This window comes from Flavivirga sp. 57AJ16, assembly GCF_028736925.1.
Lineage (GTDB): Bacteria > Bacteroidota > Bacteroidia > Flavobacteriales > Flavobacteriaceae > Flavivirga.
In genome coordinates this window covers 95,743-113,488 of record NZ_JAQZAT010000003.1, presented here as the reverse complement: position 1 = coordinate 113,488, position 17,746 = coordinate 95,743, and the positions used below count along the sequence as shown (strand labels likewise).

The 17,746-nt window shown below is 33.5% G+C and carries 14 protein-coding genes and 1 pseudogene; 10 read left to right on the top strand and 5 right to left on the bottom strand.

The annotated features are described in order from the left end of the window. Positions 1-61 precede the first annotated feature (61 nt). The 3 genes from PQO00_RS04470 to PQO00_RS04460 form a co-directional block, all read right to left on the bottom strand. Complete coding sequence (locus PQO00_RS04470) at positions 62-1,552, bottom strand: RagB/SusD family nutrient uptake outer membrane protein (RefSeq protein ID WP_274183632.1); 1,491 nt, start codon at positions 1,550-1,552, stop codon at positions 62-64. An 18-nt stretch (positions 1,553-1,570) separates the two neighbouring features. Further along, complete coding sequence (locus PQO00_RS04465; RefSeq protein WP_274183631.1) at positions 1,571-4,879, bottom strand: TonB-dependent receptor; 3,309 nt, start codon at positions 4,877-4,879, stop codon at positions 1,571-1,573. A gap of 225 nt (positions 4,880-5,104) precedes the next feature. Next, positions 5,105-6,256 (bottom strand): FecR family protein, encoded by a 1,152-nt coding sequence (locus tag PQO00_RS04460; RefSeq protein WP_274183630.1) that lies wholly within the window; start codon positions 6,254-6,256, stop codon positions 5,105-5,107. Positions 6,257-6,405: 149 nt separating this feature from the next. Here PQO00_RS04460 and PQO00_RS04455 point away from each other — a divergent pair, with 149 nt between their 5' ends. Continuing rightward, a complete protein-coding gene (locus PQO00_RS04455) occupies positions 6,406-6,972 on the top strand; it encodes an RNA polymerase sigma factor (RefSeq protein WP_274183629.1) in 567 nt (188 codons plus the stop codon). Positions 6,973-8,579: 1,607 nt separating this feature from the next. Here PQO00_RS04455 and corA read toward each other — a convergent pair. Beyond that, complete coding sequence (gene corA, locus PQO00_RS04450; protein ID WP_274183628.1) at positions 8,580-9,635, bottom strand: magnesium/cobalt transporter CorA; 1,056 nt, start codon at positions 9,633-9,635, stop codon at positions 8,580-8,582. A gap of 1,639 nt (positions 9,636-11,274) precedes the next feature. Here corA and PQO00_RS04445 point away from each other — a divergent pair. The 9 genes and pseudogenes from PQO00_RS04445 to PQO00_RS04405 form a co-directional block, all read left to right on the top strand. Beyond that, positions 11,275-11,577, top strand: a pseudogene (locus PQO00_RS04445) (response regulator); the annotation flags it as partial. Between the two features lie 544 nt (positions 11,578-12,121). Then, positions 12,122-12,643: a Crp/Fnr family transcriptional regulator gene (locus tag PQO00_RS04440; RefSeq protein ID WP_274183627.1), complete on the top strand. Its 522-nt coding sequence runs from the start codon at positions 12,122-12,124 to the stop codon at positions 12,641-12,643. Between the two features lie 71 nt (positions 12,644-12,714). Then, positions 12,715-13,338 (top strand): NAD(P)H-dependent oxidoreductase, encoded by a 624-nt coding sequence (locus tag PQO00_RS04435; RefSeq protein WP_274183626.1) that lies wholly within the window; start codon positions 12,715-12,717, stop codon positions 13,336-13,338. Between the two features lie 32 nt (positions 13,339-13,370). Continuing rightward, positions 13,371-13,820 carry a DMT family transporter gene (locus PQO00_RS04430; protein ID WP_274183625.1) on the top strand — a complete coding sequence of 150 codons (450 nt, stop codon included), beginning with the start codon at positions 13,371-13,373 and terminating at the stop codon, positions 13,818-13,820. Further along, positions 13,817-14,539, top strand: a complete 723-nt coding sequence (locus tag PQO00_RS04425; protein WP_274183624.1) for an N-acetyltransferase — start codon at positions 13,817-13,819, stop codon at positions 14,537-14,539. The genes PQO00_RS04430 and PQO00_RS04425 overlap by 4 nt, the downstream gene beginning before the upstream one ends. 153 nt (positions 14,540-14,692) lie before the next feature. Continuing rightward, positions 14,693-15,535: a methylated-DNA--[protein]-cysteine S-methyltransferase gene (locus PQO00_RS04420; RefSeq protein ID WP_274183623.1), complete on the top strand. Its 843-nt coding sequence runs from the start codon at positions 14,693-14,695 to the stop codon at positions 15,533-15,535. A 1-nt stretch (position 15,536) separates the two neighbouring features. Continuing rightward, positions 15,537-16,250: a 2OG-Fe(II) oxygenase gene (locus tag PQO00_RS04415; RefSeq protein ID WP_274183622.1), complete on the top strand. Its 714-nt coding sequence runs from the start codon at positions 15,537-15,539 to the stop codon at positions 16,248-16,250. A gap of 2 nt (positions 16,251-16,252) precedes the next feature. Further along, a complete protein-coding gene (locus PQO00_RS04410) occupies positions 16,253-16,498 on the top strand; it encodes an Ada metal-binding domain-containing protein (protein ID WP_274183621.1) in 246 nt (81 codons plus the stop codon). Then, entirely contained in the window at positions 16,485-17,120 is a 636-nt protein-coding gene (locus PQO00_RS04405; protein ID WP_274183620.1) for an alpha-ketoglutarate-dependent dioxygenase AlkB, read from the top strand. Before PQO00_RS04410 ends, PQO00_RS04405 begins: the two co-directional genes overlap by 14 nt. Positions 17,121-17,246: 126 nt before the next feature. Here PQO00_RS04405 and PQO00_RS04400 read toward each other — a convergent pair whose 3' ends face one another. Beyond that, a complete protein-coding gene (locus PQO00_RS04400; protein ID WP_274183619.1) occupies positions 17,247-17,399 on the bottom strand; it encodes an SsrA-binding protein in 153 nt (50 codons plus the stop codon). Between the last annotated feature and the right edge of the window lie 347 nt (positions 17,400-17,746).

The following is a 17,746-nucleotide window of genomic DNA, read 5'->3' as shown; positions in this document are numbered from 1 at the left end:
ATTGTTAAATGTTAGAAAGCCGGTCAAGATTTGACCGGCATCTCTTTAACAATCGTGTAGTTTAATAGGATGGATTCTGATCAACCACATTGCCTCCTACTTGTATGGAATTGGTTTCTATGGGTAAGATATATTTATCCGGATTTGTAGCTGTGGGTTTCACAGTGGTTACATCGAAACCATCCACAAAATGATATCGTACCAGGTCAAACCATTCTTCGCCATTTTCTATAGCCAGCTCAATATATTTCTCAATACGTACCGCTTCAAGAAACTCACTAAAACTAATAGATTCCGGATAGGTTTCAAAGCCATCGCCTCCGGTACTTGTGGCTCCGGCTCTTTCACGAATGGCATTCAATGCATCCAGAGCTTCCGGTGTTACATTTTCGGCGGACCGTGCTGCCGCTTCGGCATAGATTAAATATACTTCGTCCATTTTTAAATGATAAACCATTTCGTATAAATCTGCAGAACCTCTGGTAATGTATTTGTTGGTATCTAATCCAAAGGCAGCTCCGGCATCATAAATGGTTGAAGCTATCCGGTCCCCATCATGTGTAATATTTTGACCATTAATGGTAGTAAAATCATTAGCAACCTGGTTCAGTGCTCCGGTGACAGACATCCAAAAACCAGTAAAATTACCTATACCCAGAATAGATTCACTCTTATCGCCTTTTGAACCAAAAAGCACTTCTGGGTTATCAAAGACTGAGGTGCTTGTATTGTCAAACTGATCCATATAATTAGCGGCAAGCATAAAATTAGAACCGGAATTTTCAATAACATCCTTCGCTAAAAGTGCAGCATTTGGATAATCGCCTTTGTATAAAAGAACTTTAGCCTTTAATCCTTTAGAGTAGGTCTTGTTAGCATAATATCTGGCTTTAAAGGTTGGTGCATTTGCTATGGCTTCATCAAGATCAGCGATAATAAGATCATAGGTTTCAGCAACGGTGTTTCTTGGCAAAGCTTTGTCTGATCTCACAGGTTCTGTTCTTAAAACAATGCCATATTCAGAATTAAGATCATAGAATTGACCCCATAAGCGTAAAAGATAAAAATGACAAGTGGCTCTGATGGCTTTTGCTTCTCCTAAAATTTCAGTTTTACGAGTGGGATTCATGAAATCTTCACCGCTCAAAAGATTAACTTTCTCAATCAACCAATTGCAACGATTAATAATTTCATACATTCTGGCATAGGAAGCAACATTGTATGTTGCATCCGTAGAAATAGGATTATTAATAACATAAGAGTCCATTTCCGGAGTATCGTTAAAAATGAGGTTAGGTGTTCCTGTACCACTTAATATGGATGGTAAGAGAAATATTTGCGGCATGCCCTCAACACTTCCCCTTTGTCTAAAACCTGAATAAACCCCTATTAATGCTAGTTCTGCAGTTACTTCGTCCACAATGGCTTTATCTGCATCCAGTGCGTATTTTGGGGTTCTATCTTCCAATTCCTCTGCAATTTGACATGAGTATATATTGAAAAGTACGATCTGGTATATAATTCCTAAATAGATATATTTTATAAATTTCATAGAAATAGATTTAAATAATTAAAAGCTGATATTCACTCCAAAAGTAATAGTTCTGGCTTGTGGATAAGACACACCGCTATCCGTGATAGCATCGGTAGTAAGTCCGGCTCTCTGACCACTAACACTCTCCGGATCAATCCCCGGATAATTAGTAATAACAAATAGATTATTCCCGGTTAAAGACAACTTAACGTTTGATATTCCTGAAGAATCAAGCCAGATTGGGTTTACATTATAGCTAATTGAAGCGGAACGCAGTTTTATGTAAGATGCATCTTCAACAATGCGGGATGTTGTGACATGAGTTCCTGAACCCATTCTCGCATAATAGGCATCTGTATTGTCCGGTGTCCAGGTATTGTAAATATTTGTAGTTTTATTCATATCTGCATTGACTGTCGAAAATTCATCATCTGCCCGTCGCCATTGCCGGTCAACACCTTTAACAAAGTTAAAGTTTAGTGAAAAATCCCAATTTTTATAGGATAACAAATTATTCCATCCCCCAAAGTAATCGGGATTAATATCACCTAGAGGTTCTTGGTCATCGGCCGTAATTTCACCATCACCATTTAAATCACGGAATATATAATCGCCTGGTTCGCGCAATGAACTAAAATAATTTCCATCTGGAGCAGCTGTGTTCAGCGCATCGATCTCTTCTTGGGTCTGTGCAATTTTATCTACCTGATAACCATAAATAAATCCAATAGGTTGCCCCTCCATAATACCAATACTTCCGGAGGCCGACGTGTTACCTCCATTTAAAGCATCCACATTATTATCTATGAACGAAATATTGAATGATGAATTCCAATTAAAATGCTTTGATTGAATAATATCGGCTCCTATCAAGAATTCCCATCCTTTGTTTGTTACGTCGGCTATATTAGCATTCCAAACAGATGCACCGGTTTCTGCCGATAGAGGTACAAGGAGTATGATATCACTTGTTTTCTTTTCAAAATATACGATTTCGCCTTGTAATCTATTACTGAAAAATCCGAATTCAACTCCTAAATCCAGTTGGTCTGTTTTTTCCCAACGAATTTCTGTATTAGGTACGCCTTCCACTACGATACCATTGATGCCATCGTAATTGGATTCCCCTAGGGGCAGGGCACCATAATATGACAAATAAGAGTATGCAGGTAAATTATCGGAGCCTGTGCGACCAAGACTGGCACGTAATTTAAGTTGACTAAAAAGGTTATTGTCTTTAAAAAAATCTTCGTTATGAACATTCCATGCGAGTGCAGCTGATGGGAAAAAACCATATTTGTTATCTGGTCCAAATTTAATGGAACCATCATAACGAGCAGTGAATGTGGCCAAATATCTATTATCATAATTATAATTAACCCTTCCAAAAATTGAGTTTAGAGCATTTTCATTATAGTCACTTCTATAATTGTATACACCTTGTGAAGAGCCTATATCTGTAAGAATATCATCATCTGGGAAACCACTATAATATTGTGCGTCCAGCTCAAGATTAGAATAATCGTATGAGATACCGGCAACCACATCAAACGTATGCTTTTGAGCGAATGTATTCTTGTAATTTAGTGTATTTGACCAGGATGAACTTATCCCTGTTGTATTTTGCACGGTTAAAAGTGCTCCGGTCGTTCCATAAGCTAATTCACTAAATTGGGAATCAAAGGTATAAGATGGTAAGAATACAGTACTTTTATTATCATTCAGATTCAGGCTTAACTGAGAACGAAACTTTAGTCCTTTAAAAAGTTCGTATTCTCCATAAATCGAGCCTAGCAAATTTTTTGAAATAGCCTTATCCCTTACCTTTGCTGCATCGCCTAATGGATTGTATTGCGGGAAACCGTAACGTGTAGAAATACTTGTAAAAGAGCCATCCTCGTTATAAACGGGTTGATCGGGCCTAAAAAACCCACCTCGGGATAAGTTTGTAAGAGCAGATTGTCTATTAACTGAATAATTATATGTTATGTTTGTACCAATTTTAAACCTTTCAGATATGTCGGCTTCAACACTGGAAGAAAAATTGTATCTATGGAATTTATTCCCTGCCATCAATCCTTCCTGATCACTTGCACGCGCTGAGACCAAATAGTTAACCTTGCTCGAACCTCCGGATACTCCCAGATAATACTCGTTCCAAATGGCATTCTTATTGGTGGTCTCATCTTGCCAATCTGTATCCGCATTTCCAAACGTTACACCACTGGCAAGCCCTTGGTCTATTAAAAAATCTTCAAATTGCTGCGCATTTAAAAGATCATATCTATTCAATGTATTTTGTATAGTGGTATTATAAGAAAAATTTAACCGGGGAGTTTGATTTCGTTTTCCTCGTTTTGTAGTGATTACAACAACGCCGCTTGCCGCACGGGAGCCATATATAGCAGCTGCCGAGGCATCCTTTAAAACGTCCACACGTTCTATATCGGCAGGATTGATGGATAATAACGGATTTTCCCTGTTACCACTAACCCCTAGGCTCGCTGCATCCGAAAATCTGGGATTTATGGTAATAGGAACACCATCAACCACATATAAGGGCTGGTTATCACCTATAATCTGACTGAGTCCACGTATATTTACAATAGCACCACTTCCCGGTCCGCCAGCTTGCGCATTGACAAAAACCCCAGGCATTTGTCCTATAAGAGCACCATCAACAGTCTGACTTTTTACTTCCTGGATTTGCTTGGAATCCACAGAGGATACAGATCCTGTTAAATCCTTTTTTTTAGTAGTACCGTAACCTACAACTATAACTTCATCCAATTCACTAAGGTTTTCTTTAAAGATTAAATTAATTACAGTTTGATCCCTAACTACAATCTCTTGTGTAACAAATCCCAAAGCAGAAAACACCAAAATATTTTCTGGGTTGGGAACTGTGATACTATAGCTACCGTCAAAATCAGTAGATGTACCTTTTGCGGTTCCTTTTATTAAGACTGTTGCCCCAGGTATGGGTATCCCTTTGTCGTCAATTACTTTACCCGAGACATTTATTTGCTGTATGGTTTTGGCTTCTTTTACTAAAATAGTATTATCAGTAGTAAGAATTATGTTTAGATTGCCATTAGAAATACTTTGTTGCAATAATTTATTAGTACTAATAATGCCTTTTTTCACATGCACTTCTGAAAAATTTTTAAAGATACCTTCAGGGTAAATAAATTTAAAATCGGTTTGTTGCATGATTAAATCGAACACCTCATCTACAGTTAGCGTGTTATCTGCTTTTATTTTAATTTTAGAATTTTGAGACACGATATTGCTTGGCGTTAAGCTAAATAGCGATACACAGTATAACAAAATGAATGTCCTCATAAAGATTATTAAATGTCGCTTTCTAAAGAAAAAATCGACGTTAGTTAATTTAATTTCCATAAATTTGAGTGTTATTAGTTAGTTAAAATATTTTAATTAATTGGTAATTGAAAAGGGGGATAGAGTTTTATGCTTTCGAAGGTTTAAACTTTACTCCCTTTGCTTTGTTATTTATTTATCATAGGCGGATTGTTATTGATTATTATTATTATTATCTGATTTAATTTATTTTAGTACAATTGTCTTATCGTGTATTTCATAATTGTTAATAACCCCAGTGCCTTTTATGGCCGAAAGAATGTTCTCGATGGCTTGATTTTTGCCTAACACGCCTTTAAATGGAATATTTTCAAGATCTGGGTTTTCATAAATAACATCCATATCATACCATCTTGACAATACTGCCATAATTTTTTTCAATGCTTTACCTCTAAAAATGAAAATACTATCTTTCCATGAAACCTCCATATTTACATCCACAGAGTGCACAGTTAAGTTATTGGTACTGATGTCTAAATTTGATTGTTGCCCTGGTACGAGTGTTTGTGTTTTGCCTTGATGATTGACAGTTACTTTTCCTTCAGCCAAGGTGGTGTAAACATGGGTTTCGTTTTTATAGGCCTTGATATTGAACTCAGTACCTAATACTTCAACCTCCTGATTGTTACTATAAACTTTAAAATGTGAGCCTTTGTGTTCTGTGCTGTTGGTCACTTCAAAGTAGGCTTCACCATAAACAAGCTCAACTTCTCGCGTTTTACCTTCTACAAAAGCTACAGGATATTTTAATTGTGATTCAGAGTTTAGCCACACTTGAGTGCCATCGGATAACTTAACAAAATATTGACCTCCTCTTGGAACGGTTAGGTAGTTATATTCAATTTCTGGTTTTGCTGAAGCCGAAGCCTTATATATTATTTCTTTACCATTACTTTCTAAATTATCTGCAATATATTCTTGCCCTTTTTCTAAAGTGATGACAGTACCATCTCCTAAGGTCAATTTTGCTTTATCAGTACCAATTTTTATGTTGTTATTTACTATTATGGGCTCAATAACTTTTGTATCATCTTTATTAAAAATAAATGTCAAAGAAATTAGGAGAACAACAGATGCAGCTACAGCATATTTAAAAATGTTTCTTTTGTAAAATGGAATTGCTTTAACTTTTGTTGGAGTCTTTAGTGTGCTGTTATATGCTTTAAGGGAGTCAAAAATCAAATCTTTATTTAAAGTGTAGTTTATTTCTAAGTATTCTTTAAAAGTGTTTAGGTTTTCTTTGTTCTCTAGCCATAGTACCAAATCGTTCAATTCTGATTCTGAAGACTCATTGTTTAAATATTTAATAATGATATGTTCTAAACTTTTTTGCGTCATGTTTCCTAATTATTTTTTCGTAAATTCAACTACTCTACAATGTAATGTCGTTTAGATTTATAAAAACCACCATTATTAAATTTATTTTTTTGGTTTGGTAAATTTGTTATTTATTTGTTTAAGTAAATAATATAAAAATTCTATGGTACTTGAAGTATACAGAAAAACAGCTTTTAAAAGGGCTAAAAAAAGGAAATAGAGAAGTATATAAGTTCATTTATATTACTTACTACAACGAACTTTGTATTTACATCCGAAACTATACTGATAGTCAATCGGCAGAAGATATCGTGCAAAATATTTTGTTAAAGTTATGGGAAGACAGAAACCAAACTAAAATACATACTTCATTAAAAAGTTATCTTTTTAAATCGGTTTATTATAAATTCTTGGATTCCATTAGAAAGGAGAAGAGAATAAATGAAAGATTAGAAGCTTTACGGTACAATACGTTAAATGATATTCATGAAGAAGACAATCAAATAAGTGAGCAACGACTTATAGCTCTAAGAAAAGCTATAGACGATTTGCCTCCCAGATGTAAAGAAATATTTTTGTTAAGTAAATATGATGGATTAAAGTATATAGAAATAGCAAAAGCTTTAGGGATTTCGATCTATACTGTAGAAGGTCAAATCGGTAAAGCTCTTAAAACTATAAGGAAAAAATTATATGACTCTAAATATATCAATCTTTTTATTGGTATCTTTAAATAAAAGTGTGTTGGTTGAATTATTTAAAATAACCTGTCAAACTTGGTAGATGAATCCAAATACAAAGAAATTATTGAATTCATTTATCAACAACTCAACCAATAGAACCTATAATAAACCGTTTACTATATAAAAAAATGCTAATTTTAGCTAAACCAATGTCAGTTTCTCGTTTACTACCTTCTGATTTTTTGTAGGAAAACACTTGTTTTTATGGTTGGATGCTAAGGACAATATTAAGTGAAAGTTTAAATGATTATTTTAATTATTAAACCTCTTTTTTAAATATAAAGCCTAACTATTTTAGTTATTCATTCTATATTAACGTGAGTTCGATTTAAAACCTGTCTGCCGATTAGGCAGGCAAGGGCGTTTTTAACAATAAAATCACTAATAAAGCGATTTGTCGCCTTGAGTACTTCGACTATAGTTTATCTTGAAGTCGAAAGGCTCAGCATAAACAAAAGTCGAAAGGTCATTAAAACCTGCTATTTAAATGGGTTTCGACAGAGCCTGTGCTGAGTTTACCGAAGTACTCAACCTGACAGTCAATATTAATTTATTGATAGTCAGCTCAATAATATCATACTTACATCGAACTCACGTTATATTAATGAATTGATGAATCTTACGATTTCATGGGAATGACAATCCTGCCTTTGCCGGCTACGGAGTACCCACAAATAAATAAACAAAATAATTATTATGATCTTTTTGCCATTGCCGCAAAAAGACCCAAAAAGGTCTAGGCTTACCAGGATTCTGTAGAAAATGCTACGGAGGCCCCAGCCACAGATAAAAAGAACTCGCCATGTGGCCTTTGTTTATTTGCTAGCCCTTTTGTTTGCCATAAATGCAGGACCACCAATGATCCAATGCCTGGCTCAAACAGCTTTTTATCTCAAGGCCTTTACGCTGACCCCTTGATTTTTAACAGAACCCTGGATAGGCCGCTGTACCAGCCCCGTGACCGTTCTTTTTTAGTGCGGTCAGGTCCCTCTGCCCATTGTCGGGAAAAAGCCATTGGGCTGTCCCCGACCTTTCGGAAGGATAAAGCGCAAAAGCTTCGGAGCACAGGAGCATTGGCGTTGGACATTGCGGTGGGGCGACGCGAAGTTTTGGGCTTGGTTCTTCTCAAGCGAGAGCGTGAGAAGGAATCCCTCACGAAAGGGCGTCTTTTCTTTTGTTACTTTTCTTTGGACGAGCAAAGAAATCGAAGATTCACGAACACCTATTTATCAAATAAGATCAGTGAGCTAAAAGTAAATAAAAAGGGAAATAATACCAAATAAATTTCAAAATAACAGGTTAAATCCGTTTAGCTCACTATCATTTATTTTTATAAAAGGAGTTCAAGAATCTTCGATTACAATTTCCTTTAAATTTCAATAAAAAACATAACTAGGCTATGCATATGTTTTTTATCACCTCTAAAGAAAATATAATTCAAATTTATTACCAATCATTTTTAAATTCATTTGGTATAAGCTTTTGTTCTTTATATTGAAAAAAGATGTGGGTACACCGTAGCCTTTGCCGGCAGGTCCGATTTAGAGCGTCGAGGAATTCTTTTCGATTAAGGAGGTAAGGAAGTCGCATTTTACAGCAATCTATAGCCACTTTCTTTTTTTAAAAAAGTAAATCATACAAACAAAAATGACCACCATAATACCCCATAGGATAAAGTATGAATATTTATATTTGAGTTCAGGTATATTTTCAAAATTCATTCCATAAATACCTGCAAGAAAAGTCAATGGAATAAATATGACCGAAATAATTGTAAGCAGCTGCATTACTTTATTCATTTTAAAGCTAACTTCTGAAATAAAGAGATCTTGTAAGCCATTCAATATATCCCGATAGGATTCTAATGTGTCCATAATCTGAACGGTATTCTCATACAAGTTCCTTATAAAAATACGGCTGTCATCATGAACAAAGCTACTTTCTGTTTTATAAAAATTAGCTATGGCTTCCCTAAGTGGTAATATAGACTTTCGTAGGGACAATAACTCCTTTTTTAAACGGTGAATTTTATTTTTAGTACTATGGTCTACATTTTCTATCATAGTCTCTTCTAAAGTTTCAATTTGTAGTTCAATATTCTCTAAAGCATTATAATAGTTGTCAACAGTTTCATCTATCAAGGCATAGGCGAGATAATCTGCACCGCGGGTTCTTATTCGGGATCTATCTACATTTATGCGTTTTCTAACAGATTCGAACAAATCACTTTCGTCTTCTTGGAATGTTGCTATAAATTGATCGTTGAAATATATGGCAATATGTTCTTTTTTTAATTCTAATTTTACTGGATCGAACACTAATGAGCGAAGCAGTATAAAATTCCCTTTAGCATATTCCTCAAACTTGGGTCTTTGATTGATATCAACGACTGCTTCTAAAATTAAGGGATGGATATCAAAAGTACTGCCAAAAAAACCGATCAGTTCTGTATCATGCATCCCTCTTACATCATACCAATCAATTAAAAGCTCATCAGATTTGATTAATGTTGATTTTGAATGGTTGCTTAAAACCCTTTCTGTTAGATTATTGCTATCATATTGTACGTGGTGTATAAGTACTTTATCAACCTTTCTGTTTCCAGTAAATACTATTGACCCGGGTGCAAGCCCTATTTTTTTCTTTAGTTTACTCATGATACTTGCTTTTTAGTAGTCGATTTTTTTTTTTATAAGTAATGATAGTTGGGTTTATATTTATTCTTTGAACTTATTAGAGGTTTTTCAATTGGCTAAAAAAGACTGATTTTCACTATCGTTCTAAAACTTTAAATGAGTTCCTTTAATTAAGAAACCTTTCTTTCATATTACTTTAAATATTTAATTCACTTTATCTGAAGTGTATTTAAATACTAAAGTAGGTGTTTCTATTTTATTTAAAAAACCTAGTATAGTGCTGGGATCAATTAATTTTTGCAAAAAAAATCTTTTATGAGTAGTTAATACCAGACAGTTATAATTTGGGTAAATATTAGAAGATTCTTGCTTTTTGGGTTCAACCTTTAGTATATGCAAACGTAGGTTTAGATCTCGACATAATTTAGATACATATCGTAGTAAAGAGACTGAGTTTCCATCTACATTTCCTATAAGTAATATATGTTTAATGGGTATGCCTTTTAAAAGTAATTAATCACTAAGATAATAATTTATTTCTAGTCATAATGTAGAGCAAAACTTATTTTCAAAGTGGCTTTAGAGTCTTTTATTTTTACAAAGAATTGCAATGGGTTAGTTATATTGTTGTTTGCACAAGATATAATTGACTTGCATATGAGGTTTTTGAGAGGTAGATAAGAATTTTTTTTATTGTCAGGAATTAACATTTGATAAGTTATAGGATTTTTTTTATTTGATTGTGTTATCAGATTTTACATGTTATGATTAAAAATCATGTATTAAATTGGTGTTTGGGAATAGCACTATTTCTATTATAGCTGTTCGGGTAGTGATCTGTACTTCTACAAGACACCATGCCCTTTGTGGTAAGATGGTTTTTTATATCTCACAATGGAAAAAGCAAAGCAAAGGGCTTTATTTACTAGAGCGACTTCAAACCTTAATTGATTTTTCAGGACTACTTAACCAGAAATGTAAAGGTCGACTTAATACACACATTAACAAGAGTCTTTATCTTATTTCTAAAGCAGTTGTTCGAATGAGGGTGTTAGTGTTTGTAAATACAATGTTATTAAGTTTAGTAGTAAAGACTATGATCCATAAATGATGATTTCTATCCGGGAGATGACTAATCATTGGGAGTTTTCATTTCAAGATAATGAGATGGGAGTAGAACTTACAACCTCAAAAAAATATTTACAATTTTTAAGCACTTACATCTTTAGCATGAATATACAAGCTAGATATTGCTCATTGTTTAAAAATAATTTATTTACATCATGTATCATTATGGATAAGGTCTAAAACCAATAATAATACCAATTATGAATTAAAATACGCTATTCAAACTCATTCATTAATTTGTTTTATCACTTTACTCGTCATTTCCATAGCTTAGGCTATGCAAATAACACGCAGCAGGCAAAAACAAATAAGCAATGTCGTTTTCTGTAGCTCATTTTAATTCATAATTGGTATAAGAAGTACGTTTCGCTTTACATGATCAAAGTCAAATTATAAAAAACTAAGAATATATGAATCGAAAATTAAATTGTATTCTACTCTACTCATAGATGATGATATGCCTACTAATTATATCAATCAGATTATAATTAAAAAATCTGGATGTGTATAAAAATGTGTTGCCCTAGAAAGAGGAAAAGAAGTGTTAAAATATTTGAGGTCCAGAGAAAATGGGGCGTTTCCGCAACCAGAACTTATCTTGCTGGACGTAAATATACCTATTATGGATGGTTGGGAATTTATCGAAGCTTATTTACAATTCAACAAAGAAGGACAAGATGAAACAGTCGTGATCATGCTAACAACGTCATTGACTCCTGAAGATAAAGAAAAGGCAAATAGGATTCCCGAAGTCAAAGGTCTTATAAGTAAACCTTTAAATGACACAGCACTTCAAGACATACAGGATAGTTATTTTGTTGGTCATAGATTATAACAGGTTTAAATTAAAAAAATACTTTATGTAATCGTTAAAAATGCTCTAATTGTTTTAACTATTTACAATTTGAATTACTGTAATATAAAATGAAACTGTAGCTATACCTCTCCTCATTTTCACTTCGCTGAATGATTTTCTTTTAACAATTTGTACCTATTACAAATCTTAATCCGTATAACCCTTGTCCCTGTTTGCCCTCTAAAACCATTTTTAGGTTTAATGGTTGATAAAATGATGATGGACGCATCTAAAAGAGACATGCTGATTATGCAACATATTTTTAATATCACCAAAGCAAATGGGAAAGGAAACTTTGGTTTCCAGAATGTTGGACTATGGAAATGAGAAATAGTATCGCTTAGCGATAAAAACTAAACATAGGAAGGAGCTTATTCAAAATAATTTCCTTTTTTCTACTTTTGTTCAAAGTCAAGTAAGTATAAACTCTAATAAAAACCTATAATTGATAGAAGAGCTGCACATTTCAGAATTAAGATTAAAAATTGAAAGTTATTTTCCGATTTCAGATAAATCTTGGTCTTTGATTAGATCTATAATAACTTTTAAAGCCTTGGAAGCAGGTGACATATTGTTAAGAAATGGGCAGATAGCAAAAAACGTGTACTATGTTTGTAAAGGTGTGCTAAGGGCTTATGTTACTGATTATGATGGAAACATTTATACCAAAAATATTTTTCTTGAAAATGATTTTGCAGGCTCTACGGTTTCATGCCTTTTAACTAAACCATCAGACTTTGCTTTGGAAGCTCTGGAGCAAACCCTGCTTATTAGTATTAACTACAAGAAATATAGGGAACTTATTGAAAACAATATTGATTTAAAAAATTTCTATATTGCCTATTTGGAAAGAAACTGGGTTATTGACAAAGAGCAAAGAGAAGTTTCCTTGGTCATGGAAAATGCTACCGATAGGTACATTAAGTTGCTTGATAAACATCCAGATATTGACAAAAGAATACAAAAACTACATATTGCTTCTCATTTAGGAATTACACCTACGCAATTAAGCAGGATACGAAAAAATATAAAGAAAAATACTTAAATCAACATATGTAAAGGCACAGCTTTACCGCTCATTTTATGTTTGCATCATAAATCAAAATAAAAAATAAAATGGGTTTAATAGATAATTTAAAGTGGCGGTATGCCACTAAAAAGTTTGATGCCACTAAAAAAATTTCTTCGGAAGACCTGAAAGAAATAAAGACCGCAATTCAACTATCCGCTTCTTCGTATGGACTTCAATTATACAAAGTATTAATAATTGAAGATAATGGGTTAAGAGAACAATTACGATTAGTTTCCTACGGACAAAAACAGATAACTGAAGCTGCTTATTTAGTTGTTTTTTGTAATTATACAACAGTAACAGAAGCAGATATAGATGCGTACTTCACCTTAAAATCCCAAATGGAGGGAACGGACATCTCTGCTTTACAGGGATATTCAGATTTTATTAAAGCAGATGTTATGAACAGATCTGATATAGAAAGGGACAAGTGGACTTCGAACCAGACCTATATCGCTTTAGGAAACTTATTGAATGCTTGTGCAGAACTAAAAATAGATGCTTGCCCAATGGAAGGTTTTGAAGTGGATAAGTATAATGAGATATTAAATCTTAAAGAGCAAGGATTGAATGCCTCTGTAATTGCCGCCATAGGTTACCGTTCGGAAGAAGACTATACGCAATACAAGAAAAAAGTTAGGAAATCTATTGAAAGGTTATTTGCATAAAAAAATATAAAACAAGCATTTTTAATAGAAATATGAATAACTATATTGTATTATTTTTGGCATTTATTGGCGGTGTCTTTTTAGCCGTGCAAGGTGGTCTGAACGCTCAATTAGGCGTTTTATTAAAAAATCCTTTATTAGCGAGCCTGATTGCTTTTTTAAGTAGCGCCATTTTTGCACTGTTCTTTTTTGTAATCAATCTTAAATCGTTGCCTACAGCACTGCAAATAAAGGAAGTACCGTTTTATTTATGGTTTTTAGGTGGATTTTTTAGCGTACTGGGTATCAGTCTATACTACTATACCATTCCTAAGCTAGGAATTTCAACCATGATCTCCCTTGGTCTTTGCGGACAATTGATTTTTGCAGTAATTGCAGGTAATTATGGTTGGTTAAATTTGCCTATAGAACCAATAACAGTAAAAAGAATTTTAGGGATGCTGTCAATGGTTTTGGGAATCACGTTAATTAATTTTAAATGAACAGTATAAAATCAAATATAGAGAACTTAACTTCACTTTGGCAGACCGTAAGTGAGCCGTTTCATGCTTATTTCAAGGAAAAAGATTTCGAATATAGCTTCGTTGAAAATTCCGAATGGCCCAATAGATTATGGTTTAATGAAGAAATAGACCAAGATCAGGTAGCTGATGCAAAAGATAAATTGAATTTTTTGGCTTCTGGTTTAGTGCTGCCTTATTGGGATATTTATCATAGCGATTCGTTCAAACTACTTGAGGAAAATGGCTTTCATCTTAAATTTGAACAAATAGGGATGTCATTAAAAGCAGATAAGGTATTTGCTGAATTGGGAAACTTAAAATTGATAAAAATCACTACTAAGAAAGCGTTTGAATTATGGTCTGTTTTATTCGAAAAGTCTTTTGGGTATTTCATTAACCCCAAATTATTGAACGCATCATATCAGTACATTCATTATTATATAGCCTATCACTATAATGAAGCTGTAGGAACGGGGGTTTTGTTTAACACAAACAAGGTTTCGGGAATTCATTCTGTTGGTGTCATACCAGAACAAAGAAGACAGGGTTATGCAGAAGATATCATGAAACTTTTAATAAATGAATCAATTAAAATGAATAGTGAATATATAACCCTACAAGCATCAAATATGGGAAAGAATTTATATCTTAAACTGGGGTTTGAAGAACAATTCAAGATTAAAAATTACATCATGTAATAACGATAGGTAATTTTATTAGGCTGTTTAAAATCATAACCGATTTTCTATAAATGAGTTCAATAAGAGAATACAAATGGCCGAGTGTTTAGCAAGAATCGGGTTTTATAGTCTTTTAAAGAGGGGTACTTTTGTACCATAAAATTCAAGGAAATGGCAGATCAAGAAAAAATTAATTATAATCGAATTGCTAAAGCAATTGATTACATTAGAAAAAACTTTAAAGAACAACCTTCTTTAAACAATATTGCGGAAAGTGTACATTTAAGCCCGCACCATTTCCAACGTTTGTTTACAGATTGGGCAGGCGTGAGTCCGAAAAAGTTTATGCAGTATATTAGTATTGAATATGCCAAGCAATTATTAAAGGACAAGCAGGCCACATTATCTGATACCGCCCACCAAACTGGTTTTTCTGGAACAAGTCGTTTGCATGATCTGTTTATAAATATTGAAGGGATGACTCCTGGTGAATTTAAAAAAGGAGGAGAAAACCTTGATATAAACTATAGTTTTGCCGAAAGCCCTTTTGGACATATTATTGTGGCATCCACTTCAAAAGGTATTTGTCATATGGCTTTCTTCGAAGATAAAAGGGAAGCATTGTCAAGGTTAAATAGCCGTTTCCCAAATGCTAATTACAATCAGGTTGTTGATATTGCGCAACAAAATGCGTTGTTTATCTTTCAAAACGATTGGAGTAAACTCAATCAAATAAAATTACATTTAAATGGAACACCGTTTCAATTAAAAGTATGGGAGGCACTTTTAAAAATTCCAATGGGAAATCTATCTACGTATGGCTCCATTGCAAAAATGATCGATAAGCCCAAAGCTTCAAGAGCTATAGGGACGGCCATTGGAAGCAATCCCGTAGCCTTTATAATTCCTTGCCACCGTGTTATTAGGTCAACAGGGGGTATTGGAGGTTATATGTGGGGAAATACTCGAAAATCTGCGATCATTGGTTGGGAAGCTGCTAAAATGGACATATAGTATGGAAGGTTTAGTTTCAAATATAGAAGCCATTGATTGGAATAAAATAGATGCAGATATGCACGAAAAAGGATATGCTGTGGTTCCAAAATTCCTTTCGGGTATTTTATGTGAAGTGTTGAAAAACTTGTATAAAAACCCAAAGGGCTATCGAAAAACAGTTGTGATGGAACGTTATCGTTTTGGTTTGGGCGAATATAAATATTTTGATTACCCACTACCGAGAACAATTCAAACTTTACGGGAACATATTTATCCTAAGTTAGTGCCAATAGCCAACCTATGGATGAAAGCTTTAAAAATTGACAAACAATTTCCAATAGCATTTAACGAGTTACAGCAACAATGCCGCGATAATAACCAACTAAAACCAACCGCCCTGATCTTAAAATATGGAAAAGGAGGTTTTAATACCTTGCACCAGGATTTATATGGGGATGTTTATTTTCCGCTTCAAACGGTTTTGTTTTTGAATGAGCCAGATGTCGATTTTAAGGGCGGGGAATTTGTGCTTACGCAACAAATACCAAGGGCGCAATCTAAAGTTACTGTACTGCAACCAAAAAAAGGGGATATGCTTATTTTTACTACCAATTTTAGACCGGTAAAAGGTGCAAAAGGTTATTACAGGGTCAATATGAAGCATGGTGTAAGCGAATTACATAGTGGAGAAAGACATACTATAGGCATTATTTTTCACGATGCCATAAGTTAGTAATGATAAAGCATAAAGATATTTTGGACACCGTTTTAAGAGCAAAAATAAAAACGAAGCAAATTCTTTTTGGAGGCCATAAGCATTTGAAGATTTATGGCCATTTGAATTGTAAATCGGGCAAGCGAATGAAACGAGAGAACCGTGTGTTCTTTTCGACTGAAGAAGAGGCATTAAAAAATAATTTTCGTCCCTGTGGACATTGTATGAAGGCGGCATATAAAAAATGGAAAAATGACGTTGTTTGATATGGAAATAGACGCAACAAAAAATCTGCTTCCTAAGGATGGAACAGTAAATTATTATGGTAAATTATTAGAAGAGCAGGAAGCAACTTATTTTTTTAATACGTTGCTAAATACTATTGAATGGAAACATGATGAAGCCATTATCTTTGGTAAAAAAATAATAACCAAGCGCAAAGTGGCTTGGTATGGCGAAAAACCTTTTGAATATACCTATTCCAAAACCACGAAGCTTGCATTGAATTGGACCAAGGCATTGCGGGATTTAAAAACCATGGTTGAATGCAGAACAGGAGAAACCTTTAACTCTTGTTTGCTAAATCTTTATCATCATGGAGGCGAAGGGATGGCCTGGCATAGTGATGGTGAAAAGGATTTAAAAAAGCACGGTGCTATCGCATCTTTGAGTTTAGGGGCAGAAAGAAAATTTGCTTTTAAGCATAAAAAAAGCAAAGAAAAAGTAAGCTTAATATTAGAGCATGGTAGTTTATTGGTCATGAAAGATACCACGCAAATTCATTGGTTGCACCGATTGCCTCCAACCAGATTAATAGATATGCCCAGAATAAATTTAACCTTTAGAACGATTGAAGTGCATAACAATAATAGTGTACTTGGAGGATAAGGTGTTGATTTTTAATAAAGAAAATAAAAGGAGCTAATGGCTATACTTTATTATTACAAGAGGCAAAAAGAAGATCAATTAAAAAAAGTTTAAGCCACTTCCATATAAACCAATCCATAAATGAAATCAATCTAAAGCATTTTTAGTAACAAACCATCTCCAACCAATAATGGCCATTTGTAGCTTATTTGCTTTTGCTAAATCCAATCGTTGTTTAGAATAACTGGGTAAAATTATTTTATTAACCTTCGCTAAAAATTTAAATACTTGCTTTTGCATTTTATAAAAATAGTAAAACTTATTCTAGACTAAGTTTTACATTTAGTGAAATTTATATAATTGAGATGATAATTAGTACAACATCAATTATAAGTTTGGCAAGTGTTATCATATTTTTAGGTTTTAAAGGTTATTAAATAGGTTTATTATATCAATGTTTTTTGAAGATATATATTTACCAATATGTTTACCAAACGTTTTTATGAAAATTGATGAAATTGAATACGAAATTGTAAGTGAAAAAATGTAATTGATTGCTGTTTTTGAGTGACTTTCTTTAATAAAGTTTTATTTTGTAATTAAAAATGTGGTTTTTTGTTTTTAAATGAAATAATTGTAGAGGTATT

What these genes read in the sequence shown, in the direction of transcription:
- PQO00_RS04470 (WP_274183632.1), bottom strand. Translation starts at nt 1,552, where the DNA reads ATGAAATTTATAAAATATATCTATTTAGGAATTATATACCAGATCGTA.
- PQO00_RS04465 (WP_274183631.1), bottom strand. Translation starts at nt 4,879, where the DNA reads ATGAGGACATTCATTTTGTTATACTGTGTATCGCTATTTAGCTTAACG.
- PQO00_RS04460 (WP_274183630.1), bottom strand. Translation starts at nt 6,256, where the DNA reads ATGACGCAAAAAAGTTTAGAACATATCATTATTAAATATTTAAACAAT.
- corA (WP_274183628.1), bottom strand. Translation starts at nt 9,635, where the DNA reads ATGAGTAAACTAAAGAAAAAAATAGGGCTTGCACCCGGGTCAATAGTA.
- PQO00_RS04435 (WP_274183626.1), top strand. Translation starts at nt 12,715, where the DNA reads ATGGGTTTAATAGATAATTTAAAGTGGCGGTATGCCACTAAAAAGTTT.
- PQO00_RS04430 (WP_274183625.1), top strand. Translation starts at nt 13,371, where the DNA reads ATGAATAACTATATTGTATTATTTTTGGCATTTATTGGCGGTGTCTTT.
- PQO00_RS04425 (WP_274183624.1), top strand. Translation starts at nt 13,817, where the DNA reads ATGAACAGTATAAAATCAAATATAGAGAACTTAACTTCACTTTGGCAG.
- PQO00_RS04420 (WP_274183623.1), top strand. Translation starts at nt 14,693, where the DNA reads ATGGCAGATCAAGAAAAAATTAATTATAATCGAATTGCTAAAGCAATT.
- PQO00_RS04415 (WP_274183622.1), top strand. Translation starts at nt 15,537, where the DNA reads ATGGAAGGTTTAGTTTCAAATATAGAAGCCATTGATTGGAATAAAATA.
- PQO00_RS04410 (WP_274183621.1), top strand. Translation starts at nt 16,253, where the DNA reads ATGATAAAGCATAAAGATATTTTGGACACCGTTTTAAGAGCAAAAATA.
- PQO00_RS04405 (WP_274183620.1), top strand. Translation starts at nt 16,485, where the DNA reads ATGACGTTGTTTGATATGGAAATAGACGCAACAAAAAATCTGCTTCCT.
- PQO00_RS04400 (WP_274183619.1), bottom strand. Translation starts at nt 17,399, where the DNA reads ATGCAAAAGCAAGTATTTAAATTTTTAGCGAAGGTTAATAAAATAATT.